Raw genomic sequence first — 25,257 nt, 5'->3', positions numbered from 1 at the left:
TGCTATAAAAAACTGTTGACGCATTTTCGCGTCAGCAGTTTTTTTGTTGTGGGGTATGAAGAGGGAAATGATGAAGTTAAGAGGGGAATGGTAATTGAAAAATGGCAGAAAACAGCTGGAGGAAAAATTGCTGAAGCTATGAAAGAATATACGGCAGTCAAGGAATCTGTTCTGGCGGAGTATGATAAGGAAAACAGAGAGTGTACGAATTGAGTTCAGCGATACCTTAACTAAATGATTCAACTACTGTCTATTGAAGTAGTTGGCTCATATGAGCCGGATGACCAATTATGCCATTGTTTATTTTGAATATTTAAAGGACGATTTGTCAGAATAACTATTCTCTGACTGCTCTTCAAATAACATTGAAAAGCAGAACAGCGGTGATTGTTTTGCATTTCTTGAAAATACTCACTTTTTTATTAAAGGGTCTTGTGTTAGAATAGTCTGGGTATATATAAAATTAGAATCAGATTCTGACATAGTTAGGTGAGATAAATAAATGAAAAAAATAGTAATAAACGGTAATCGTCCCTTATCAGGGGAAGTATGTATCAGTGGTGCGAAAAACAGTGCAGTTGCTTTGATCCCAGCTGCCATTCTGGCCGATTCACCGGTTACTTTAGATGGTGTTCCAGATATTCAGGATGTCCACTCATTGATTGAGATTTTGGAAATCATGGGTGCAAAAACGACATTTGAAAATAATACATTAGTGATCGATCCGACAGAAATCGTGTCTGTCCCAATGCCGACTGGAAAAATCAACAGCTTGCGGGCTTCTTATTATTTTATGGGTTCTTTACTTGGCAAGTTTGGAGAAGGTGTTGTTGGATTGCCGGGGGGCTGCTATCTTGGACCGCGTCCTATCGATTTGCACATCAAAGGCTTTGAAGCATTGGGTGCTACTGTAAACAATGAGCATGGTGCTATGTATTTAAGAACTGAAGATGGGCTGACAGGAACGAGAATCTTTATGGATATGGTTTCTATTGGTGCGACGATCAATGTGATGCTGGCTGCTGTAAAGGCTGAAGGTAAAACGATTATCGAAAATGCGGCACGTGAACCTGAAATCATTGATGTGGCGACGCTGCTAAATAACATGGGCGCGCAGATCAGAGGTGCAGGCACAGACATCATCCGAATCGAAGGGGTGAAAGAGCTGCATGGCTGCCGCCATTCTATTATTCCAGATAGAATCGAAGCCGGAACTTACCTAGCTATTGCTGCGGCGATGGGTCAAGGCGTTAAGGTTCGCAACGTGATTTATGAGCATCTGGAAAGCTTCATTGCCAAGCTGCAGGAGCTAGGTGTGAAGATGACGATTGAAGAAGATATGATTGAAGTCCATCCTTCTGATGATTTGAAAATGATCAATGTTAAGACCTATCCTTATCCTGGCTTTGCGACAGATTTACAACAGCCGCTGACGCCATTGCTTTTGAAAGCATATGGGACAGGGCAGGTCATGGATACGATCTATGCACAACGCACAAAGCACATTCCTGAGCTTGTCAGAATGGGTGCAAATGCGTCTGTTGAAGGAAACATGATCATTTTGAATGGGCCTGCCAAGCTGCATGGAGCAGAAGTAGTTGCTTCTGATTTACGTGCGGGTGCTTGTCTGGTTATCGCTGGATTGATGGCAGAGGGAACAACAACAATTTATAATGTAGAATATATTTTAAGAGGATATGATCATATCATTGAGAAATTGACCGCTCTAGGTGCCGATATTCAAATGATAGAAACTGAAAAAGAATCAGAGGTGAGCTGATGAGCGACTACTTAACGATGGCTGAGCTTGAGAATAGTACACTAAAGGATATCTACGCCTATGCGAAGGAGTTCAAGATACCTTATTACAGCCAGATGAACAAAAAGGAACTTTCCCTAGCTGTTATTCGAGCGCAAGCAGAAAAACAAGGGTTCTTCTTTATGGAGGGAATTCTGGATATCGTTTCTCAGGACGGCTATGGTTTTTTACGCCCAATCAACTACGGACCAAGTGCTGAAGATATTTACATTTCTTCATCTCAAATTCGTCGTTTTGGTCTGAGAAATGGCGATAAGGTAGCAGGGAAAGCCCGCCCGCCTAAAGAGTCAGAGCGCTATTATGGTTTGATGCACGTAGAGAGCGTAAACGGTAAAGATCCGGAAGAAGCGAAGCTGCGTCCGCATTTTCCGGCGCTGACCCCTTTGTATCCGGAAAGACAGATAAAACTGGAAACAACTCCGGGAAGAGTATCGACTCGAATGATTGATATTTTTTCTCCCGTCGGCTTTGGCCAACGTGGATTGATCGTGGCACCTCCAAAAGCGGGGAAGACAAGTGTTTTAAAGGAAATTGCTAATGGGATTACTGAGAACCATCCTGAGGTAGAGCTGATTTTATTACTGATCGATGAACGTCCGGAGGAAGTGACTGATCTAGAGAGAAGTGTTAAGGGAGATGTTGTTTCCTCAACCTTTGACCAGCAGCCGCAAAATCATACACGTGTTGCCGAACTTGTCTTGGATCGTGCGATGCGTTTAGTAGAAGATAAACGTGATGTCGTTATTCTAATGGATAGTATCACTCGTCTGGCAAGAGCCTATAACCTAGTTGTACCGCCAAGCGGTCGAACATTGAGCGGCGGGATCGATCCTGCGGCATTTTATAAGCCAAAGCGATTCTTTGGTGCTGCTAGAAATATTGAAGAAGGCGGAAGCCTAACGATCCTTGCAACAGCATTAGTGGATACTGGAAGTCGAATGGACGACATGATCTATGAAGAGTTCAAGGGAACTGGGAATATGGAGCTGCATCTTTCAAGAGAGTTGGCAGAACGTCGTATTTTCCCGGCGATCGATATCAAGAAATCTGGAACGAGAAAAGAAGACCTGTTGATGGACAGCGAGCAGCTTGAAGAAATATGGAAGCTGAGAAAGAATATGAAGGGTGATTCTCTGGAATATACTGAGCAGTTGATTAAGTTCCTGCGAAAAACAAAGAGTAATCAGGAGTTTTTTACCGCTTTTCATGATGTGTCCTTTAATAAAACAGCACCAAAAAGAAATTTAAAAAGATGATTGCAACACAAAATAAAACATGCTATTATTGTACTGTTGTATATCGACAAAATAACTCTGATTCAGCAAATGACTCAGGGCAAAGGAGCGAAAGAAAGTATGAAACAAGAAATTCATCCAGATTACCATCCAGTAGTATTTATGGATTCAACTACTGGTTTCAAATTCTTGTCAGGTTCTACAAAGAACACACAAGAAACAGTTGAATGGGAAGACGGAAACACTTACCCACTGATTCGTGTGGAGGTTACATCTGACTCTCATCCATTTTACACTGGACGTCAAAAATTCACTCAAGCAGACGGACGTGTGGACCGATTCAACAAGAAATACGGTCTCAAAGATCAAAACGCTGCAGAGTAATCAAAAGATTGTCACAAATAAAGAGTTTCTCTTGTATAAGAGAAATTCTTTTTTCTTATATCAAAAAGGAGTAAGAAGCTTCTTTTGAAAAGCAGCATGTTCAGCATTTTTGATCAATAGTGTTCAATCAATCTGAATAATGCGTTAAAATGAATAAAAAGGAGAGGAAAATATGGAGTTTGTTGCATTTGATTTTAGTTACTATAAACGAACGATGGAAGGTATGTACCATAGCTATTATTTGAAGAGAATCATCATCATGGCTGTCGGTTTATTGATCACGGTTATTTATACAGTGTTTTTTCCTGAAAGTATCTTGATCAATTTATTGTTGATCCTGTTGTTTGGAGCAGGTTTGATTTTTTTCATCCGTCAAAGAATGCAGTTCAATGAATTATACGACGGGTTTTTGAAGGCAAATGAGCAGGAGCCTAAAATCGAAAAAATAGAAGAAGATGAGTTTACCTACAATGTATTGCTGGAGAATGGCGAGAAGCTGAAAATCAATAAAAAGGGTGTCCGAAATCTTCCCTCCAACAATAAAGAATTGACGTTGCTTGTCGGATTTACAAAAGCATTTTTCAATAAGCAGCCGTTTCACGTTCTTTATTATAATATGTACGATTTAACTTATGAAGAAAAATATAGATTGAGTAAGAACCGAGTTTCCAGAGTGCCGCGCTTCCTTCGCCCATTCACTTGGCGCAACCTCAAGTCGAGTTCAACAAATGTCTTTCGCTTGATTATTGGAAATTTGTTTACCTTATATTTACTTTATCGCTTGATTCGATATGTGGTTGATATTATTCGGACCATCATGATGTAGCAACGGTCAAAAAGAATCGATAATCTGGAGCTAAAAGGTTGGATTGTCAGTGTGTAAACTGATGACTCAATCTTTTTCTGTCTATAAACAGGATAACTATAACTAAGCAAAGCGAGGAGCATAAAATCATGAGAAAAAACAGAAATCCACAAACGATCCATCCGCCGTTAGGAGCCTACGTTCATCAGGTTGAATTATCTGGAAATATCCGTTGGCTGACCTTATCTGGTCAGGTAGGGATGAATCCGTCAAAAGAGCTTCCGAAAAGTTCTGAGGAACAATTCAAAGAGGCTCTGGCAAACATCAAAAGAAATCTTGAAGCAGGGGGCATGGCTGTTCAGGATTTGACGAAGCTAGTCATTTATCTTGTGGAACCAATCGATTTCGAACGAAGAACACAGATACTCAATGAATTTCTACAAGGAGCAGAGGTATGTATGACCTTGTTGTATGTGAAAGGATTAGCGACACCAAAGATCTTGGTTGAGATCGAAGCTTGGGCTGCTTGTGAAGTGGAGGACTGATTGGATAATAGAGAGTTGATTATGCACATTCTCTGTTGAATAAAAAAGGGAGTGGGACAATAATCTGTTGCCACTCTTTTCCATACTCTAAATCCGAATAAACGGCGAGTCAGAAGTAGCTCCTACGACAATAAGCCGGAATTCAACAAAAATTTGTGAAACAATTTTCGTGAATTCCGGCTTATTGCTTGTAGCTAAACACTTCTGTCTCAGCCTCTTCTTAATTTAAGTCCAGATAGTTTTCCAGATAGCTTGCCAAGCCATCCTCATCATTCGTTCGTTCAGTAATATCATTGGCTACACTCTTGATATGATCAGTCGCATTTTTCATAGCGACACCCCAACCAGCGTATTCCAGCATTTCTTCATCATTGTGCTCGTCACCGAAGGCAATGATGTCCTTTTGCTTGATGTTCAAGTAATCTGCAACCTCAGCAACACCCTTAGCCTTCTGAATCCCTTTTGAGACGACCTCTAAGATAGGCATTGCGCCTCCCCAAGTCCGGATATCCAGATGTTCGCCGTATTGTTGCATCAAGGTGTCTGAAATACCGCTAACCAGTTCTCGTGGGGCACAAAGCATCAGAGAAGTTGGGTCAGTTGTCAGATTTTGTGCAGTGAGCAGGTTTTTCTCTGTAGCCTGTGCCGCAAAGAATTTTTCATCAAAGTGGTCAAAGCTGTCAATAAAGAATGTCTCCTTATTCTCGGCAGCAACAAAATCAAGGTTCAGCGCTTTTTTCTGTGAAACAATATCGAAGACAATGTCTCGGTTTACGCTGGATGAGCGTTCCTTTTCCCATGTTTTTTCTGGAATATGAACAAGACCACCGTTGAAATTGATCATTGGTGTATCCAATTTAAGTTGATTGTAGAATTGGTGACTCAAACGATAAGGCCGACCAGTGGCAATACTAACATAATGCCCATGGGCAATTGCTTTTCGCAGTGTTTTTTCAGTTTTTTCGCTGATCAAAGATTGAACATTCAATGTTGTTCCATCCAGATCGATTGCTATTAGTTTTTTCAAAGCAGTTCCTCCTTGGACAAATTTCTTTTTCACTAGGGCATATTTATCTAAAAAATAATTGCCGCCAGAGCTTTTAGATACGTCCTAGTCTAGCACAAAGAGCAGAAATGACAAGTCTAAATAAGGAAAAGTGTTGTGTTGACAGTGAACTTATTGAAAAGAATGTCAAATGATATTGACACTGATTTGATTAATTGTTAGTCTGAAGGGTGAGAACAATAAGGAGGATCAAGCAGATGAAAAAGAGAAATAGGGGGCTTTGTCTTTTGCTGGCTTCAATAGCAGCAAGTGGGGCGGGCAGCTTCTTGTTTAATGGAAATCAAACAGTATATGCTGAGGAAACTGGAAAAATTCCTGTTCAGCTACTGGGAATCAATGACTTTCATGGTGCATTGAGCACGACAGGATCATTTTATGATGATGCAGGAAATAAAGTAAGCAATACAGGAACAGCAGCACTTTTAGCCGGTTATCTAAATCAGGCTGAAAAAGAGTTTGCAGATGCAAATCCGGGGGCTCAGACATTGCGTGTCCAATCTGGGGATATGGTCGGTGCAAGTCCGGCTAATTCTGGGCTGCTTCAAGATGAACCAACGATTAAAGTGTTGAATGAGATGAATTTTTCTGTTGGTACTTTAGGGAATCATGAGTTTGATGAAGGGTTGGCTGAATTCAATCGAATCATGACCGGCGGCAATCCGACAACCGATCCTTATGGTATCTTGAAGGATTATCCTAGAGAAACATCGAAGACAGAAATCGTGATCGGAAATGTCGTTAAAAAGGATACAGAAGAAATCCCTTATAACTGGAAGCCGTATACGGTAAAAGAAATTGGAACAGATCAGAAGGTCAAGATCGGTTTCATTGGAGTAGTAACAACCGAAATACCGAATCTGGTATTGAAAGAACATTATCAGGATTATGACTTCCTTGATGAAGCAGAAACAATTGCTTACTATGCAGATCAGCTGCAGGAAGAAGGCGTGAACGCAATCGTTGTGCTTGCCCATGTTCCTTCTACAAGTAAAGCAGATGCTGTTTCTGGAGAAGCGGCAGATATATTGAAGGCTGTAAATGAAATCGATCCTGCTAATAGTGTGGATGTTCTTCTAGCTGGACATAATCATCAATATACGAATGGACTAGTTGGCTCAACTCGTGTCGTACAGTCTACCTCTCAAGGGAAGGGCTATGCAGATGTACGAGGATATATCAATGTGGGCACTCAAGATTTTGAAGCAGCACCAACTGCTGAAATCGTTCCTGTTTCTCCGGAAGGGGACAATGTGCCGGTCGCTGATGAAGCTGTTGCAGCAATCGTTGCAGATGCAGACAGTCGTGTGTCCGCAGTAACAAGTAAGAAAATCGGTACAGCCAAGACTGCGGAAGCAATCACTCGTGAAGTGAATGAACACAAAGAATCTCCTGTTGGGAATTTGATCACAGATGGTCAAATTGCGATGGCTAAGGCCAACGGGATCGATGTTGACTTTGCTATGACCAATAATGGCGGAATCCGTGCAGATCTTCAGGTTGGCAGTGGTGGTGAAATCACATGGGGTGCTGCGCAGGCAGTGCAGCCGTTTGGAAATATCATGCAAATTGTGGAAATGACAGGTACTCAAATTGAGCAGGTATTGAACGAGCAGTATGATGAAGAAGAGAAATACTTCCTGCAAGTTTCCGGATTGTCTTATACATTTGTTAAAAATGATGATGCAAACCAACCGTTCAAGGTTTGGCAAATCAAGGATTCGAATGGAAATGCACTTGAGGCAAGTAAGACGTATAAAGTTGTGATCAATGATTTCTTATATGGCGGCGGTGACGGGTTTGCAGGCTTTACAGAAGCTAAGCTAGTAGATGCTATGCAGCCGGATACAGAAACCTTCATTGGCTACATCGAATCGAAGGAAGCCGCTGGGGAGCTGATCGAAGCTGGTATTCAGGATCGCAAAGTATTGATTGAAGAGCCTTCTATTTTCCCAGAGGATAGAGAAGCAATCATTCGTCAAGCGACGTTCTTTGATCCATTACATGAAACTGACCAATATCTTCAGGGCGTGACATTGCCGAATGCCACAATTGTTTTATTTGATGGCGAAATCCCTCAAAGTAAAATCGATGCAAATGTTCTTCCGGAAGGGGATATCACTGCTAAAGCAGACAGTGAAGGTCGAGTGAAAATCGACGTTACTACGCTTGAGCTGAAAGGCAAGAAGAGAGTAACTGCGGTTGTCATTGATGAAGACGACTATAGTGCAGTCTTTCCTCTGGATGTTTTAAGCGAAGTTTCTGTATCGACAGATTCCTCAAGCTCTACAACAGTGGAAACGAGTACAAAAGAAGCAGGTGGGGGAACAACTACCTCATCTGATAAACCAACTGGAGCCTTACCTGATACTGGTGAGACAATAACCAACATCAGCTTGATTTCCGGGTTTATTCTTTTAGTTGGCGGCTCATTCATGATTATTAAAAAGAGAGTCAAAGGATAATAATTGATTACTGGACAGATCAGATGAATTTTTCATCTGATCTGTTTTTTACCTTAAAAAACAGTGTATCTATAAATGTAAACGCATTAAATGCGAACATTAAAAATAATTAATGAATCTATTGTTAGTATTTTGTTGAAAAATAGTTGGTTGTCTCCTATAATTTAATAGTATTTGTTAGGAATTACTATTTTGCTCTTATTTTTATTTTTTCTGGCAAATAATAGGAATCACTTTGAGGGAGAGAAAAAAATTCATGGAAAAGTTTTTCAATTTAAAAGAAAATCGTACAACTGTTTCAACAGAGGTGATGGCGGGAGTTACAACATTTTTTGCCATGAGCTATATCTTATTCGTTAATCCGTCTATTTTGTCGGAAACAGGGATGCCCTTTCAGGCTGTCTTTTTAGCAACAATCATTGCTTCGATTATTGGTACGCTGGTTATGGGACTATTCGCAAATGTTCCTTATGCACAAGCTCCGGGAATGGGATTAAATGCATTTTTCACATTTACAGTCGTGTTTGGTCTTGGATATACATGGCAGCAGGCATTGGCAATGGTCTTTATCTGTGGACTGGTAAACATCCTGATCACTGTTACTAAAATTCGTAAGCTGGTGATTCGTGCCATTCCTGAAAGTCTGCAGCATGCCATTGGCGGAGGTATTGGGATATTTGTTGCTTATGTCGGGATTAAAAACGCTGGCTTACTCGATTTTACTATTCAAGCTGATCCTGTAAATGGAGCAGTTAACGGAGACAGCATCGTACCTGCTTTGGGGAATTTCAATAATCCCGGTATCATTTTGGCAGTTATGGGACTGGTGATCATGACGATTTTGGTTGTGATGAATGTCCGTGGAGCGATTCTCTTAGGGATTCTTTTCACAACAATACTGGCAATTCCGATGGGCGTTGTCGATTTATCTGCGATTGACTGGCATGGTAATTCTCTGGGAAGTTCTATTTCAGAATTGGGAACAACATTTGGTGCCGCTTTTGGTGCAGATGGTATGCAGTCATTATTTAGTGATACATCTAAAATACCTCAAGTATTGATGACAATCATTGCTTTCAGCTTATCTGATACATTCGATACGATTGGAACGTTTATTGGTACAGGTCGTCGTACAGGGATTTTCTCTAAAGAGGATGAAATTGCTCTGGAAGACAGTAAAGGGCTTGCGACGAAGATGGACCGTGCTTTGTTTGCGGATGCAATTGCCACATCAGTTGGTGCAGTGTTCGGAACATCAAATGTTACAACTTACGTAGAAAGTGCTGCCGGCATTGGAGCTGGTGGTCGTACGGGGCTGACTTCTGTAGTAGTCGCTGCACTATTTGCACTAAGCAGCTTGTTCTCTCCACTGATTTCTGTTGTACCTGCACAAGCAACAGCGCCTGCCTTGATTTTAGTAGGTGTGATGATGCTGGCTTCCTTCAAGGACATTGAATGGACAGATTTGGAAGAAGCTGTACCAGCATTCTTTGCTTCTATCTTCATGGGTCTATGCTACAGTATCTCTTATGGGATTGCAGCTGGATTTATCTTCTTTGCAGTTGTTAAAGTTGCAAAAGGAAAAATCAATGAAGTGTCACCAATCATCTGGATCGTTAATCTGTTGTTTATCATTAACTTTGTAATTTTAGCGATATTATAAGAGTGAAGGAAAAAATGAAAAAAGATTCGGGAAAACGATAGAATACTGACAGGGCTGATGGGGATCAGCTCTGTTTTTGCATTCAAAAGCTTTAGACGAGGGCAAAGAATGAAAAAATGGAAATAAAAATTTTGTGAGTTTTCTGAAAATGGAGTATAGTTAAAGAGAACCTTTATAGGCGGTGATAGAAAGATGAAGATAGACTGGAAGAAGAATTTAATGGTGGCTTGGCTGGGAAGCTTTTTCACCGGAGCCAGTATCAGTCTGGTAATGCCCTTCATTCCTGTATATATTGAACAATTAGGTACACCCGAAAGTCAGATCGAGCTTTTTTCAGGTCTGGCGATATCAGTGACTGCGTTTGCGGCAGCCATCGTTGCACCAATTTGGGGAAATCTTGCGGATAGAAAAGGACGGAAAATCATGATGATCCGTGCAGCTGCGGGGATGACTTTCACGATGGGCTCTTTGGCCTTCGTTCCGAATGTCTACTGGCTGCTGATCATGCGTTTTCTAAATGGGATTTTATCTGGCTATATCCCAAATGCGACTGCGATGATTGCTTCTCAAGCACCGAAGTCTAAAAGCGGCTGGGCGTTGGGGACGTTATCTACCGGAGCGGTTGCGGGAAATTTGATAGGACCTTCTATCGGTGGTGCACTGGCGCAGTGGTTTGGAATGGAAAATGTATTTATCATTACCGGATTTATGCTGCTGATCACGACACTATTGACAATCTTTATGGTCAAGGAAGATTTTGAACCGGTAGAGAAAAAGGATTTACTGTCAACCAAGGAGATCTTTTCAAAAATCGATCATCTGTCCATCTTAGTTGGTTTGTTTGTCACAACCTTGATTTTACAAATCGGTGTGACCAGCATCAGTCCCATTTTAACTTTGTACATTCGTTCGTTGAGTGGGGATCAAGGAAATATTCTCTTTGTCAGTGGATTGATTGTTTCTGTTGCGGGGGTGTCTGCGATCATTTCTTCGCCGTCTCTCGGAAAGCTTGGGGATAAAATCGGCAATCACAAGGTTCTTCTGGGTGGGCTGGTTCTATCGCTCCTCTGCTACATACCTATGGCATTTGTAAAGACGCCTTTTCAACTAGGAGTCTTACGCTTCCTGCTGGGCTTTTCTACCGGAGCACTGATGCCTTCAATCAATACGCTTATCGGTAAGCTGACACCACCGGAAGGCGTCAGCAGAATATACAGCTATAATCAGATGTTCAGTAACTTTGGACAGGTTTTAGGGCCGATGATTGGCTCAACAGTTGCCCATGGCTTTGGCTATAGTTCAGTATTTATTACTACGGCCTGCTTTGTTTTAGGGAATATCGGTTTATCTGTCTTCAATTTCAGAAAAATTTTGACGAAACGATTATAAACAGTTGAAAACAAAAAAAAACCAGTTACAATTAATGTAACTGGTTTTTTGCAGCACTTCACTTGATATAAGGATACAAGAAGAAAAAAGAGAGCAAAAAATAACTCGCAAAACAAACTGTGAATAGAACACTGCTGTTTTTCGAGTATGTTTTGTCTGAGAAAAGAGAAAGACAGGCAATCGAGTCGACTACTCTGGGTTGAGTTGAATGAACAGTCAATCTAGAGAGGGAAACGAAGCCTGCTTTGTTGTTTTCTGCTGCAGATTCTAAATCTGAGACGTTTTCTTTTTAGGCAGTGCGAACTGACCAATCAACAAGATAAGTACCCCGGCGGCAAGTGAGATGATAGACGTCCATACAAAGTCGTAACTGCCGTTGTTTAAGGCACCGCCAATATATCCTACCACTTGTCCCAAAATGAAGGACCAGAATAATACAATAATGTAACGCATGGATAGCACCTCTTTTCTAGCTTTAGTTTAGCACAATTTTTTTTATTGTAAAGAAATGAGGGAATTTTGTTATAAAGGAGGGACTCATGATGTTTCCACAGCTATATACAATCACTTCCTACTCTTTACTTTCCAGCACGATCAGGATACCAGAATTTGTCAAGAAAGCCAAGGAGTATGGATATAGCCACTTAGGAATTGCGGATATAAACGTTCTGCACGGAGCTGTTGAATTTTATGAAGCCTGTAAAGCAGAAGGGATCACGCCAATCATCGGAATGACCCTAGAATATACTTCTTCCTTAAGCGATCGACAAGTAGAGCTGCAGTTCTATGCTAAAAACTTGACAGGGTATCAAAATTTAATGCGAATCTCCAGTTTGAAAATGACGCAAGAGGGTTCTTTTGAGTTGGAAGATTTCGCTGATTATTTAAAAGAAATAATCGTTATTATGCCGGCAGATAAGGGCGTAATAAATTTTTTGAAGGAGCGGGACAAGGAGGATGTTCAACGTGAATTGAAGAAACTAGTTGCAAAAATCGATCCAGCTTCCTTCTTTGTAGGTGCTTCGTTTATGTGCAATCCGTCGACTGATCCATTGTTGTTCGATTTTATACATAATTGTCAATTTCCGTTGGCTGCATTGCAGGAAACCAGATATTTGGTAAGGGAAGATGGATTTGCCTTACGGGTTTTAGAGCATATTGAATCTGGAACTGCTATGAAGGTCAACCTCAAGGAAACAGAGATAGATGGTCCTTACTATTTAAGAAAACCGGAAGAAGCACAGCAGCAATTGGAAGAGCTGATTGGTTCTGAGAGTGTTGCTAATGTTCAACAGATTGCAGCAACCTGCCAATTTGACATGCCTCTCCATCAGAAGCTGCTGCCTCATTATCCGGTTCCAAATGGTATCGAAGCAGGGGCTTACCTGCGTGATTTATGCATGACACGGCTGCCTCAGCGGGTGGCGGAAGTGTCTTCTGTTTATGAAGAACGTTTGGAAAAAGAATTATCGATCATTCATGATATGGGGTTTGATGATTACTTCCTGATTGTTTGGGATGTTATGGCCTTTGCCCACCAGCAGAAAATAGTAACAGGTGCCGGTCGGGGATCAGCAGCGGGATCATTGGTATCCTATGTACTGTCGATTACAGATGTCGACCCAATCAAGTATGATTTACTATTTGAGCGATTTTTGAATCCGGAACGCTTCTCTATGCCGGATATTGATCTGGATATTCCTGATAACCGCAGAGAGCAAGTCCTAGCCTATGTACAAAAGAAATACGGTCATTATCATATGGCCCAAATTGCAACCTTTGGAACAATGGCAGCAAAAATGGTGCTGCGGGATGCCGCTCGTGTGTTTGGACTTTCTCAAAGCGAGTCTAATCGCTGGTCACAGGCTGTTCCAAGTACACTGAAGATTACGTTGAAGCAGGCTTGGAAGGAATCCAAGAAGCTGGTGGAGTTAGTTGAGAGCTCTGAAAGTAATCGTCTACTCTTTGACACTGCTGTGCGTCTGGAAGGACTGCCGCGACATGTATCCACCCATGCAGCGGGGGTGGTGATCAGTGACCGGAATTTGCTGGAGCTGACTCCCTTGCAAACAGGCACGAATGATATTTTGTTGACACAGTTCACGATGAACGATGTAGAGAAAATCGGTTTGCTGAAAATGGATTTTCTTGGGCTGAGAAATCTGTCGATCATCGACGATACATTGAAATCTGTTAAAAGAGTGTATAAAGAAGAGTTAGTTCTAAATGAGATTCCTTTAGATGACGAAAAAACGCTGGCGTTGTTCCGTAGAGGCGAGACTAGCGGTGTGTTCCAGTTTGAATCAGCAGGTATTCGAAATGTTCTGCGAAAGCTGGGACCAACCAGTATTGAAGATATTGCAGCAGTTAACGCTTTATATCGACCAGGGCCTATGCAGAATATCGATTTGTTTGTTCGTCGAAAAAAAGGATTAGAACCGATTGAATACCCTGATCCGTCATTGCAGCCGATTTTGGAAAATACATACGGTGTTATCGTGTATCAGGAACAAATCATGCAGGTAGCTGCGGAAATGGCAGGCTTTAGTCTGGGACAGGCGGATATTTTAAGAAGAGCCATCAGTAAAAAGAAAAAAGAGGTACTGGATCAGGAACGTCGGCACTTTGTTGAGGGTGGAATGAAACAAGGGTACTCTGAGGAAACAGCTAATATGATCTATGATTATATTGAACGTTTTGCCAACTACGGTTTCAACCGATCACATGCCTTCGCCTATTCCTTTATAGGATTTCAGATGGCGTATCTGAAGGTTCATTATCCCGCTGCATTTTATGCGGCATTACTGCATTCTGTTCGGCACAACCCAAATAAAATCAAAGAATATATCAGTGAAGCCAGAAAAAACGGCATCACCATCATCCAGCCCTCCATCAATCACAGTCAATACAGCTTTATGTTGAAGGATTCCGCTGAAATCATGTTCGGCTTCAGTTCACTGAAAGGTATAAGAAGAGACTTTATCCAAGATATTCTAAATGAGCGAAAAGACAGCGGCCGTTATCAAAGCTTTGACCAATTCCTATTTCGTATTCCTGCAAAATGGCGGAAAAAAGAAAACATTCTACCATTGATTGCTATTGGTGCATTTGATGAACTGACTGCGAATCGAAGGCAGTTGGCTAATCAACTGGAAAGCAAAATCCAGAATATCGTTTATAGCGGCGGCAGCGCCGACCTATTTGAAACACTGGAATTGAAAGAAGAAGAAATTCAGGATTACACACTGGAAGAACGTCTGGCGGAAGAAGAGCAGTATCTAGGTGTATATCTTTCAGGTCATCCTAGCGAAGAATTCTCAAAGCTGGCGAAGCTGAAGCAAGTTCTATCGATCAGCGATGTCGTTGAAAATCAAGCCGTCCGCTTATTGATTTATGTGAAAGATGTCCGAGCGATTCGCACTAAAAAAGGAGAGCAAATGGCTTTTGTCGAGGGGGATGACAGCACTGGTGCAATTTCCCTGACACTCTTCCCCGGTGTTTTCCGTTCCATAAGACAAACTGTAGAGGTAGGCAAGGTCTATTACGTGGAAGGAAAAGTAGAACGAAGTCGATACAATCAAGAGCTGCAGGTTCTAGTAAATGAAATCTCGGAAGCTGCGCCGCAAGAGGCTGCAATCAGTGATAAAACCTGTTATTTGAAAATTGAAAAGACAACAGGCTCACAGGACATTCTTAGACAGGTGAGGGAGATCATCCAAAAAGCGCCCGGAAACGTTCCTGTTGTGCTGTTTTATGCGGATAAAAAGAAAAAAGTGGTATTGGATAAAAATTATTGGATCATGGAAAATGAAACCGTTCTGGAGTCGTTTTCAACGCTTCTTGGAGCGGAAAACGTCGTTTTCAAATGAGTTTCAGTAAAATCTACTAGACGCTTTCAATTTTTTTCAAAAATTTTAGCGCTAACTCAAGACTTTTTGCACTATTAATGGTAAAATGGGTGACGTGGTATTTTTGAGGCAATAAAGGTAAAGTAAGACTGCTTTATCAAAGTATAATATTATGTATGAGGTGAAAGAGCGAATGAAACGTATCGGTATTTTAACCAGTGGAGGAGACGCTCCGGGAATGAACGCTGCAATTCGTGCAGTGGTACGTAAAGCAATTTATGATGGAATTGAAGTATATGGCATCAACTACGGTTTTGCTGGTTTGGTAGCTGGAGATATTCGTCGTCTGGACATTGCTGATGTAGGTGACAAGATTCAACGTGGAGGAACATTCCTTTACTCTGCACGTTATCCGGAGTTTGCTACTGAAGAAGGGCAGCTGAAGGGAATCGAGCAATTGAAGAAATTCGGTATTGAAGGATTAGTAGTTATTGGAGGAGACGGCTCTTATCACGGAGCAATGGCTCTGACAAAACGCGGCTATCCGGCTGTTGGTATCCCAGGTACGATCGATAATGATATTCCGGGGACAGACTTCACGATTGGTTTTGATACAGCGATCAATACTGTATTAGAATCCGTTGACCGTATCCGTGATACAGCTACATCTCATGTACGTACATTCGTTATTGAAGTAATGGGACGTGATGCAGGCGATATCGCTCTTTGGTCTGGTGTTGCCGGCGGGGCAGATGAAATCATCATCCCTGAGCATGAATTTGATATGGAATTAGTTGCTAAAAGAATCAGAGAAGGCCGAGATCGCGGGAAGAAACATTGCCTGATCATCCTTGCAGAAGGTGTGATGGGTGGAAATGAATTTGCTGATAAACTTTCGGCTTACGGCGATTTCCATACACGTGTTTCTATTTTGGGTCACGTTGTACGTGGTGGTTCTCCAAGCGCGCGCGACCGTGTTTTAGCAAGTAAATTTGGTGCCTATGCTGTTGAATTACTGAAAGAAGGCAAGGGCGGATTATGTATTGGTATGCTTGACAATAAAGTTGTAGCAGCTGATATCGTTGACACATTAGAAAACAATAGACATAAACCAGATCTGTCTCTTTACGATCTGAATAAAGAAATCTCATTTTAAACACTGGATTACTGTATATAGGCTTTAAAGCTTTTGTATAAAAAAATCGAATAGGAGCGTTTAGTAATGAAAAAAACAAAAATCGTATGTACGATTGGACCAGCAAGTGAATCTGTTGAAATGCTGGTTGACTTAATGAATGCCGGAATGAATGTTTGTCGTTTGAACTTCTCTCACGGAGACTTCGAAGAGCATGGCAACCGTATCAAAAACATTCGTGAGGCTATGAAAATCTCAGGAAAAAGAGTAGCAATTTTACTAGATACAAAAGGTCCTGAAATTCGTACGAACGATATGGAAAACGGAGCAATGACACTTAAAACAGGTGATACTATCCGCATTTCCATGGAAGAAGTGTTGGGAACTACTGAGAAATTCTCTGTTACTTACCCACAACTGATCAATGACGTAAACGTTGGTTCACATATCTTACTGGACGACGGTTTGATTGATTTAGAAGTTTCTGATATCGATCGCAACGCAGATGAAATCGTAACAATCGTTAAAAACGAAGGCGTTCTTAAGAATAAAAAAGGTGTAAACGTTCCTGGTGTTTCTGTAAACCTACCTGGTATCACTGAAAAGGATGAAGCAGATATCCGTTTCGGTATTGGCCAAGGAATTGATTTCATCGCTGCCAGCTTCGTTCGTCGTGCAGCTGACGTGATGGAAATCACTAAAATTTTGGAAGAAGAAAATGCAACACATATCCAAATCATTCCTAAAATCGAAAATCAGGAAGGGATCGACAACATTGACGAAATCCTAAAAGTTTCTGATGGTTTGATGGTTGCTCGTGGAGACCTTGGTGTTGAAATCCCAACAGAAGATGTTCCTGTAGCCCAAAAAGAATTGATTAAAAAGTGTAATGCATTAGGTAAACCAGTTATTACTGCAACACAAATGCTGGATTCAATGCAGCGTAATCCTCGCCCGACTCGTGCGGAAGCGAATGACGTTGCCAATGCAATCTACGATGGAACTGATGCAGTAATGCTTTCAGGTGAAACAGCTGCTGGGGATTACCCATTAGAATCTGTACAAACTATGGCTCGTATTGCCGTTCGTACTGAAGAAGCACTAGTTGACCAAGATGCATTTGCATTGAAACTATACAGCAAAACAGACATGACAGAAGCAATTGGTCAATCTGTTGGGCATACAGCGCGTAACTTGGGTATCCAAACAATTGTTGCTGCGACAGAATCTGGTCACACAGCACGTATGATTGCTAAGTATCGTCCAAGAGCACACATCGTTGCAATCACTTTCTCAGAACAAAAAGCACGCAGCTTGTCTCTATCATGGGGCGTTTATGCAACTGTTGCTGAAAAACCATCAAATACAGATGAAGTATTCACTCTTGCAACAGAAATTTCACAAAAGAACGGTTTCGCAAGCGAAGGTGATTTAATCATCATCACTGCTGGTGTACCAGTTGGTGAAAAAGGAACAACAAACTTGATGAAGATCCAATTGATCGGTTCAAAACTTGTTCAAGGTCAAGGTATTGGAGAAGATTCAGTTATTGCTAAAGCTGTAGTTGCTAAAACAGCTGCTGAAGCAAATGAAAAAGCAGTTGAAGGCTCTATCTTGGTCGTTAAGACTACAGATAAAGACTACATGCCTGCTATCGATAAAGCAGTTGCGCTAGTTGTAGAAGAAGGCGGATTGACTTCTCATGCAGCAGTAGTTGCTATTGCGAAAGACATTCCAGTAATCGTTGGCGCTGCTAACGCTACTGAGCTTGTATCTAACGATGAATTGATCACTGTTGACCCTAGACGTGGTATTGTATACCGTGGCGCGACAACAGCTATCTAAGCTTAGTTAGAATAAAAACTCTCTGTTGCTTTCATCATTGAAAGCCTCAGAGAGTTTTTTGTTGTAAGCTTCTAGATCTATTAAATTTGCAGCAATATGATAGCTAAACAGCTGTCACACTGGATAAGCTGCCAGTCGATCTTTGCCTAAAGGCAGTAACTGGATCGGCTCATTATAAAAAGATGTCAAGACTTCTTCATTGAATAGTTCATTTCTAAGTCCCTGTCTCACAATCTTGCCTTCCTTCAACAATAGCAAATGTTGAAAACAGGAAAGAATTTCCTCTGTGTGATGACTGACATAGAGAAGGGTAGGGCTGTTTTGTGACTCAGCAATCCCTCCAATTTGTTCAAGCAGCTTTTCTCGGGCAAACAGATCAAGGCCATTACAGGGTTCATCAAGGATAAGGAGCTCTGGATCGGCCATCAACGCACGGCAGATCAAAACTAACTGACGTTCTCCCTGAGAAAGAATCTGATAGCTTTTCCCTAAAAGAGAAGAACCACCGGAATCCATTAGAAGCTGCTTGGCTTTTTCCATGTCTTTCGTGGAATAATGCTCATAGATTCCAATACTTGCAAATTTTCCCGATAGGATCACTCGCTCGCTTGTTTCATTTCCGCGAATCCGTTGCTGCAATGCAGTACTTACCCAACCGATTCGTCGCTGCAGCTCAGGGATAGAGCTTGTTCCAAATCGTTGGTTTAAGACAGTCACTTCTCCTTTGGAGGGCCAGAGATAGCCTGTGATGATCTGGAGTAATAATGTTTTTCCGGCACCGTTAAGACCTAAAATGGCCCAATGTTCCTGTTTTTCAACAGTCCAGTTGATTTGATCAAGCAAAACTTTCCCATCTTTGATCAGTGAAACGTCTTTACAATTGATGATTGACATCCGCATTTCTCCTCCTTTTGCTGCTATGACTTTTGTGAAATAGTTTTTCCTGTGATAATTTCTTTAGCACCAATGGCATAAATAAATAGCAATTATTTCTTTATCGCTTATTGAGCAATATCCCTCTGTATGAATCCTGTCAAAGAACAGGAAGTAGTCTTGAATATTCAGTTTTCGTTATGAGTGTCTAAGACTCCTGTTGCAAGCCACGATAATTACAGTGTCTCATTATAGTCAAAGACTGTTTTCTGTATATTAAAAAACGAAACAGGGTCTATATAGTTTAACATTAAAAAAGGATGAGAGAACAATTTTTTTATAAATATGTATGAAAGAAAATGCAGAGAAAATTTCATTGACAAAGGGCGAATAGCCCTGTATAATAGCTTTTGTTGTGTAGAGGTGAGAGAGATGAAATGGTCATTATTAGAACTGAATAAACATCGGGAAATTCCTCTTGAATTTTCAGAAGAGCTCGATGTAAAACAAACACTGATGGCTAGGGATAATCAAATACTTGATGTTTCCCCTGCGAAAGTAAATGGCATAATCACAGTTGAAAAAAATGGTTACTTACTACATTATAAGCTTTCTGTTGTAGTGACAGTACCTTCTTCTCGATCATTAACACCGGTTGCTGTTCCAATGGCACTTAGTGTTGATGAAACGTTTATGACAGAAGAGCAGTTTCGCGGCAAGGATGAATTGATTTCAGATGAAGAAATCATTGTTCTTGATAAACCGACGATCGATCTGACTGAGTCAGTGGAAGACAATATCTTACTGGCGATTCCGTTGCAGGTATTATCTGAAGAAGAGCAGCAAAACAGCGAGTTACCGAAAGGGACAGACTGGGAAGTGATTTCAGAGGATGATTACTATGAAAAACGGGAAAAAGAAGCAGAACAAACTATGGATCCTCGTCTTGCCAAATTATCTGAATTATTGAAAGATGATACAGAGTAATTTGTTTGGCTAAGATTGGAATATATTGTGTATGAACATACACAGATTTTTACAAGGAGGTGGAACAACAATGGCAGTACCAGCTAGAAAAACTTCTAAAGCTAAAAAGGCAAAACGCCGTACACATTACAAGTTGACAATCAAAGGTTTGAACGCATGTTCAAACTGTGGTGAAATGAGAAAAAGCCATCACGTATGTCCAGCATGTGGTCACTACGATGGAAAAGATGTAATGTCTAAAGAAGCGTAAAAACATTTTTTTGAAAAATGTTAAAATCCCCCAGGCTAACCATGGAGCCTCGGGGATTTTTTAGTGTGTTCAGATAGCTCTGAACCAGTACCCGACATTGAGAAGATATGGAATCTAATGGTGACTAAGAGCCGGAAGAAGCGAAACAAAACTGAAAAATTGAAACGAAAGATGTTCAAGAGTAGAAATAAGATGGCAGAATCTCGCCTTGAAATCAAGCGCTGCCAAGGGTTTAAGAGCCTAGTTTCGTATGAAGAAAGCTGTGATAATTCGAACGATTTTGTTTTCAATACTGCCAAACTAAGCTATAATGAAATAGATTATAAAGAATTATTTAGGTTTTTTAGTAATTGGGAGGATGTATGATGACAAAACAACAATTTGGTGTAGTAGGAATGGCTGTTATGGGAAAAAATCTGGCTTTGAACATTGAAAGTAGAGGATACTCTGTTGCATTGTTTAACCGTACGGGTTCAAAAACAACTGAGGTAGTTGAAGAACATCCAGATAAGAATTTCAAAGCAACTTATACAATCGAGGAGTTCGTAGATTCAATCGAAAAACCTCGTCGTATCATGTTGATGGTCAAAGCAGGTTTTGCAACAGATGCAACAATTCAAGAATTGCTGCCTCACTTAGATAAAGGAGATATCCTTATTGATGGAGGAAATACATTCTTCAAAGATACAATGCGCAGAAACGAAGAATTAGCTAACTCTGGTATTAACTTTATCGGTACAGGTGTATCGGGTGGTGAAGAAGGCGCATTGAAGGGACCTTCAATCATGCCGGGAGGACAAAAAGAAGCATATGAGCTAGTTGCTCCTGTTCTTGAGAAAATCTCTGCAAAGGCAGAAGATGGCGAACCATGCGTAACGTACATTGGCCCTAATGGCGCCGGTCACTATGTAAAAATGGTGCATAATGGTATTGAATACGGAGATATGCAGCTGATCGCTGAATCATACGACTTGATGCAGAACATTCTTGGCCTATCAGTAGATGAAATGGCTGAGATATTCAAAGAGTGGAATCAAGGTGAGTTGGATAGCTACTTAGTAGAAATCACAGCTGATATCCTGACACGCAAAGATGATGAAGGCACCGGGAAGCCAATCGTCGATGTGATTTTGGATGCTGCTGGAAACAAAGGTACCGGAAAGTGGACTAGTCAAAGCTCGTTAGATCTTGGTGTACCATTGCCACTGATCACTGAATCTGTTTTTGCTCGATTCATTTCTGCGTATAAAGAAGAACGTGTCAAAGCATCTGGTGTTTTGGCGAAGCCAGCACCTTATCAATATGACGGGGACAAAAAAGAGTTGGTTGAGAAGATCCGTGAAGCGTTATACTTCAGCAAGATCATGAGTTACGCACAAGGCTTTGCTCAACTGCGTGTGGCTTCTAAAGAATATGATTGGGATCTGCCATTTGGCGATATTGCAAAAATTTGGAGAGCGGGATGTATCATCAGAGCACAGTTCCTGCAAAAGATCACAGATGCTTATGAAAAAAATGCAGATATCGAAAATCTATTATTAGATGACTATTTTGTAGATATCACGAAAAAATATCAGCAATCTGTCCGTGACGTTGTTGCAATGGCCGTTCAAGCTGGTGTACCAGTGCCAACTTTTGCATCAGCAATCGCTTATTATGATTCTTATCGTTCTGAACGCTTGCCGGCAAACCTGATCCAAGCGCAGCGTGATTACTTTGGTGCCCATACCTATGAGCGTACAGACAAAGATGGAATCTACCACTACAGCTGGTATACTGAAGAGTAAACATGCTATAAGTCGGAGCGTTTGATTATTTGGACAGTTCGTTGCTTTTGTCGATTTTTTGGAATCGAAAACAGATTTGATTTTTAACTTATTCAACCTATGAATTTCGCTAATAGACAGTATGATATTGGAGTCCTCATTGTTTAGGCAGGTGCCTTAAGCTGTAGCTAGCCTGCCTTATACGGACTATATCTGCTGAGAAGAAGGATTCATATAATTATTCTACTGATGAAGGGCCGGTACTTTTTGATTGAAAGGGATAATTTGAAGTCTGTTGCCCTAAAATAGATTTACTGGCTTTTTATTATAAAAGTAGGTATAATGAAAAAGCTGAAAAAAGGCTGTTACGAGAGAAAGGATAGCAAATCAATGAGTAATATTCTAATTATTGAAGATGAGAAAAACTTAGCACGCTTCGTTGAGCTGGAATTAAAACATGAAGGTTACAGAACCGAAGTTCACTATAATGGACGGACAGGTTTAGAAGCTGCCTTGAATAATGATTGGGATGCGATTCTGCTGGATCTGATGTTGCCGGAGTTGAATGGACTGGAAGTATGTCGACGTGTAAGACAGGTGAAGAATACACCAATCATCATGATGACTGCGCGTGATTCAGTAATTGACCGTGTATCAGGTTTGGATCATGGAGCAGATGACTACATCGTGAAGCCGTTTGCTATTGAAGAATTATTGGCACGACTACGTGCACTTCTTCGCCGAATCGATATTGAAGGCGATAAAAATATTGCGAAACAAACAACAATCACTTATCGTGACCTGACGATCGAAAAAGAAAATCGTGTTGTTCGTCGTAATTCTGAGATGATTGAGCTGACGAAACGTGAATATGAGCTGCTGCTTACCCTTATGGAGAATGTCAATGTTGTTTTAGCAAGAGATGTTCTTTTAAATAAGGTCTGGGGATATGAAACAGAGGTGGAAACCAACGTTGTCGATGTTTATATCCGTTATCTACGTAATAAAATCGATGTTCCTGGGGAAGAAAGCTACATTCAAACTGTTCGCGGGACTGGATACGTGATGCGCTCGTGAGAAAGAACAAGTTTAAAGAAATAGTGAAACGAGAACTGAGAGGGCCCTCACTTACTGTTAAGTGGGCCCTTGCAAGTTCTTTCTTTATATTCGTTGTTTTTACAATATTTGCTGTAATCACATATAAGACGTCAGTCAATTTATTTGTAGAAAAGGAACGCGAGAACGTTGAACGAATTGTCGCTGAGGTAACTAACCGTCTGTCAAATGCCGAATCAGAGCTGACTGTCACGGAAGTGTTTACTTCTTTGAAAAATCCTTCACCTGAAAGCACAGACGGTTATAATCAAAGGAGTGCAGTAGGGAGCCTTCTTGAGATGGACAGCGTCATTGCCGAGCTTGGAGCACCAGCACTGTATCTTTCCGTTTATAACACCAAAGGCGACTTGCTCTTTGAAACACAGAAAAAGCATTTTAAACTTCTTACGGATGGGAAACAGGAAGCAGAAATTCAAACTATAGAAGAAGAAACTGGTTTTCTGATTGTTCAACCAGTTCATTCAAAAAGTGCGAGAGAACAAGTAGGGTATGTTCAAGCGTTCTATGAGCTGTCTTCTTTCTATGAAATTAGGAATCGCTTGCTGCTCACATTGCTCGTTTTAGAAGTTATTTCTCTTATATTAAGTAGTATTCTTGGTTTTCTTCTGTCTTCATACTTCCTGAAGCCGCTAAAATTATTGCGGGATACAATGGAGATAGTTAGGAAGAACCCACAATCTGATGCTCATGTACCTGCCATTGGTTCGAAGGATGAACTGGCAGACTTAGCTGGGATTTTTAATGAAATGCTGGATAGGATGAGAAGATATATTGAACAGCAGGAGCAGTTTGTAGAGGATGTTTCTCATGAACTGAGGACACCAGTTGCAATTATTGAAGGTCATCTGAACCTATTGAATCGCTGGGGGAAGGAAGATCCGGAGATTTTGGATGAGTCATTGAAAGCCAGTCTTCAGGAAATTGTTCGAATGAAGAGTTTGGTTCAGGAGATGTTGGACCTTTCCCGGGCAGAGCAGGTAGATGTTCAATACTCTGATCGAACCTCCAATGCAAAGGAAGTCGTTTATCAAGTGTTCAATAACTTCAAGCTGTTGTACCCTGATTTTCGAATGACTTTGGATGATGATTTGAGTGAAGAGGTTGTACTTGGAATTTACCGTAATCACTTTGAACAACTGTTGATCATCATTTTGGATAATGCAGTCAAGTACTCAACCACTAGAAAAGAAGTTCATGTATCTATTTCAAGAACATTTGGAGAATTTGAAATTGCGATTCAAGATTTTGGAGAAGGTATCTCGGAAGAAGAGATCAATAAAATATTTGATCGATTCTATCGTGTTGATAAAGCCAGAGCCAGAACCAAAGGCGGTAATGGATTAGGTCTGTCTATCGCTAAAAAGCTTATCGAAAGCTATAAAGGAAGAATCGATGCAGAAAGTGTTATTGGTCAAGGTACGATATTCAGGATATATATCCCAATAATAAAGAATGCAGAAGTATAAAATAAAACTTCGGATCGGCATTAAAGCTGATTCGGAGTTTTTTATAAGCAGCAAGAATATAGTACTGTGCTATTCTTTACTGATAAATTTCAGTTTGCAGCAATTTCTTCTTACTATCAACAAATTTTGCATGGCGAATAATAGTAGAAGAAGCAAATAGATTGTATCGGAAAAAGCGAATGCTAAGCACATGAATCAGTGATTTGTTCGCTATCGAAAAAAAGGCGAAAAAAGAACCAATTAATAGTTGCATTTTAGAGTAAGAATTGATATATTAATAAATGTTCTAATTGCTGTCTAACAGCACAGAAAAAAAGCTTGAAATTTTATCTTGACGAAGATGATTCTTCATGATAATATAACAAAGCGTTGAAAAAATAGTAACAAAGAAATCAGTTTTATCAATAAAAAAGTTGTTGACAAATAACAAAAATATTGATAAGATATAAAAGTTGTTACGAAAGAAAAACGACAACAGCCAAGCAGAAAAAAACTTCAACTTCTTCAAAAAAAGAGTTGACATCAAATCAGAACTTTGATATGATATAAAAGTTGCTGCAAGGCAAACAAGTAGACCTTTGAAAACTGAACAAAGTAAGACAA

20 protein-coding genes are annotated in these 25,257 nt (G+C 40.6%); 17 read left to right on the top strand and 3 right to left on the bottom strand.

From position 1 onward, the window contains the following. The first annotated feature begins 48 nt into the window (after positions 1-48). The 6 genes from I6N96_RS14295 to I6N96_RS14270 all read left to right on the top strand — a co-directional run bounded on the left by I6N96_RS14295 (position 49) and on the right by I6N96_RS14270 (position 4,788). Positions 49-213, top strand: coding sequence for a hypothetical protein (locus I6N96_RS14295; protein WP_209558239.1), 165 nt, complete (start codon positions 49-51; stop codon positions 211-213). Between the two features lie 289 nt (positions 214-502). Beyond that, positions 503-1,780, top strand: coding sequence for a UDP-N-acetylglucosamine 1-carboxyvinyltransferase (murA, locus tag I6N96_RS14290; protein WP_209558238.1), 1,278 nt, complete (start codon positions 503-505; stop codon positions 1,778-1,780). Further along, positions 1,780-3,075 (top strand): transcription termination factor Rho, encoded by a 1,296-nt coding sequence (rho, locus tag I6N96_RS14285; RefSeq protein ID WP_209558237.1) that lies wholly within the window; start codon positions 1,780-1,782, stop codon positions 3,073-3,075. Before murA ends, rho begins: the two co-directional genes overlap by 1 nt. Before the next feature lie 99 nt (positions 3,076-3,174). Next, on the top strand, positions 3,175-3,438 hold the full coding sequence (locus I6N96_RS14280) for a type B 50S ribosomal protein L31 (protein ID WP_209558236.1): 264 nt from the start codon (positions 3,175-3,177) through the stop codon (positions 3,436-3,438). 172 nt (positions 3,439-3,610) lie between these two features. Further along, positions 3,611-4,264 (top strand): hypothetical protein, encoded by a 654-nt coding sequence (locus tag I6N96_RS14275; RefSeq protein ID WP_209558235.1) that lies wholly within the window; start codon positions 3,611-3,613, stop codon positions 4,262-4,264. 128 nt (positions 4,265-4,392) lie between these two features. Beyond that, on the top strand, positions 4,393-4,788 hold the full coding sequence (locus I6N96_RS14270; protein ID WP_209558234.1) for a RidA family protein: 396 nt from the start codon (positions 4,393-4,395) through the stop codon (positions 4,786-4,788). Positions 4,789-5,008: 220 nt separating this feature from the next. Here the strand turns inward: I6N96_RS14270 and I6N96_RS14265 are convergent, their stop codons facing one another. Then, complete coding sequence (locus tag I6N96_RS14265) at positions 5,009-5,815, bottom strand: Cof-type HAD-IIB family hydrolase (RefSeq protein ID WP_209558233.1); 807 nt, start codon at positions 5,813-5,815, stop codon at positions 5,009-5,011. Positions 5,816-6,051: 236 nt separating this feature from the next. Between I6N96_RS14265 and I6N96_RS14260 the strand changes: the two genes are divergently transcribed. The 3 genes from I6N96_RS14260 to I6N96_RS14250 all read left to right on the top strand — a co-directional run bounded on the left by I6N96_RS14260 (position 6,052) and on the right by I6N96_RS14250 (position 11,368). Then, positions 6,052-8,316, top strand: coding sequence for a bifunctional metallophosphatase/5'-nucleotidase (locus I6N96_RS14260; protein WP_209558232.1), 2,265 nt, complete (start codon positions 6,052-6,054; stop codon positions 8,314-8,316). Positions 8,317-8,572: 256 nt separating this feature from the next. After that, positions 8,573-9,979 carry an NCS2 family permease gene (locus tag I6N96_RS14255; protein WP_209558231.1) on the top strand — a complete coding sequence of 469 codons (1,407 nt, stop codon included), beginning with the start codon at positions 8,573-8,575 and terminating at the stop codon, positions 9,977-9,979. 192 nt (positions 9,980-10,171) lie between these two features. Continuing rightward, positions 10,172-11,368 carry a multidrug efflux MFS transporter gene (locus I6N96_RS14250; protein WP_209558230.1) on the top strand — a complete coding sequence of 399 codons (1,197 nt, stop codon included), beginning with the start codon at positions 10,172-10,174 and terminating at the stop codon, positions 11,366-11,368. A 267-nt stretch (positions 11,369-11,635) separates the two neighbouring features. Here the strand turns inward: I6N96_RS14250 and I6N96_RS14245 are convergent, their stop codons facing one another. Continuing rightward, the gene (locus I6N96_RS14245; RefSeq protein WP_209558229.1) at positions 11,636-11,821 is read right to left on the bottom strand and encodes a YjzD family protein; all 186 of its coding nucleotides are present in this window, start codon (positions 11,819-11,821) and stop codon (positions 11,636-11,638) included. Positions 11,822-11,907: 86 nt separating this feature from the next. Here I6N96_RS14245 and dnaE point away from each other — a divergent pair, with 86 nt between their 5' ends. The 3 genes from dnaE (at position 11,908) to pyk (ending at position 18,196) form a co-directional block, all read left to right on the top strand. Next, positions 11,908-15,237 (top strand): DNA polymerase III subunit alpha, encoded by a 3,330-nt coding sequence (dnaE, locus tag I6N96_RS14240; protein WP_209558228.1) that lies wholly within the window; start codon positions 11,908-11,910, stop codon positions 15,235-15,237. A gap of 172 nt (positions 15,238-15,409) precedes the next feature. After that, the gene (pfkA, locus tag I6N96_RS14235) at positions 15,410-16,372 is read left to right on the top strand and encodes a 6-phosphofructokinase (RefSeq protein ID WP_209558227.1); all 963 of its coding nucleotides are present in this window, start codon (positions 15,410-15,412) and stop codon (positions 16,370-16,372) included. A 66-nt stretch (positions 16,373-16,438) separates the two neighbouring features. Continuing rightward, entirely contained in the window at positions 16,439-18,196 is a 1,758-nt protein-coding gene (gene pyk / locus I6N96_RS14230) for a pyruvate kinase (RefSeq protein WP_209558226.1), read from the top strand. A 114-nt stretch (positions 18,197-18,310) separates the two neighbouring features. On the opposite strand, the gene I6N96_RS14225 is transcribed toward pyk, so the two are convergent. After that, entirely contained in the window at positions 18,311-19,090 is a 780-nt protein-coding gene (locus I6N96_RS14225) for an ABC transporter ATP-binding protein (protein ID WP_209558225.1), read from the bottom strand. Between the two features lie 411 nt (positions 19,091-19,501). Between I6N96_RS14225 and I6N96_RS14220 the strand changes: the two genes are divergently transcribed. From I6N96_RS14220 to I6N96_RS14200, 5 genes are all read left to right on the top strand, one after another. Continuing rightward, positions 19,502-20,056 carry a YceD family protein gene (locus I6N96_RS14220; RefSeq protein ID WP_209558224.1) on the top strand — a complete coding sequence of 185 codons (555 nt, stop codon included), beginning with the start codon at positions 19,502-19,504 and terminating at the stop codon, positions 20,054-20,056. Between the two features lie 70 nt (positions 20,057-20,126). Continuing rightward, a complete protein-coding gene (gene rpmF, locus I6N96_RS14215; RefSeq protein ID WP_086349406.1) occupies positions 20,127-20,306 on the top strand; it encodes a 50S ribosomal protein L32 in 180 nt (59 codons plus the stop codon). A gap of 365 nt (positions 20,307-20,671) precedes the next feature. Next, positions 20,672-22,093 carry an NADP-dependent phosphogluconate dehydrogenase gene (gndA, locus tag I6N96_RS14210; RefSeq protein WP_209558223.1) on the top strand — a complete coding sequence of 474 codons (1,422 nt, stop codon included), beginning with the start codon at positions 20,672-20,674 and terminating at the stop codon, positions 22,091-22,093. Between the two features lie 369 nt (positions 22,094-22,462). After that, positions 22,463-23,149, top strand: a complete 687-nt coding sequence (locus I6N96_RS14205) for a response regulator transcription factor (protein WP_086349431.1) — start codon at positions 22,463-22,465, stop codon at positions 23,147-23,149. After that, positions 23,146-24,654 (top strand): HAMP domain-containing sensor histidine kinase, encoded by a 1,509-nt coding sequence (locus tag I6N96_RS14200; protein WP_209558222.1) that lies wholly within the window; start codon positions 23,146-23,148, stop codon positions 24,652-24,654. The genes I6N96_RS14205 and I6N96_RS14200 overlap by 4 nt, the downstream gene beginning before the upstream one ends. The last annotated feature ends 603 nt before the right edge of the window (positions 24,655-25,257 follow it).

The organism is Enterococcus larvae, assembly GCF_017830045.1.
In the GTDB taxonomy this organism is placed as follows: domain Bacteria; phylum Bacillota; class Bacilli; order Lactobacillales; family Enterococcaceae; genus Enterococcus_L; species Enterococcus_L larvae.
The sequence above is the reverse complement of the archived record's forward strand: the minus strand, read 5'-3'. Positions and strand labels throughout refer to the sequence as shown.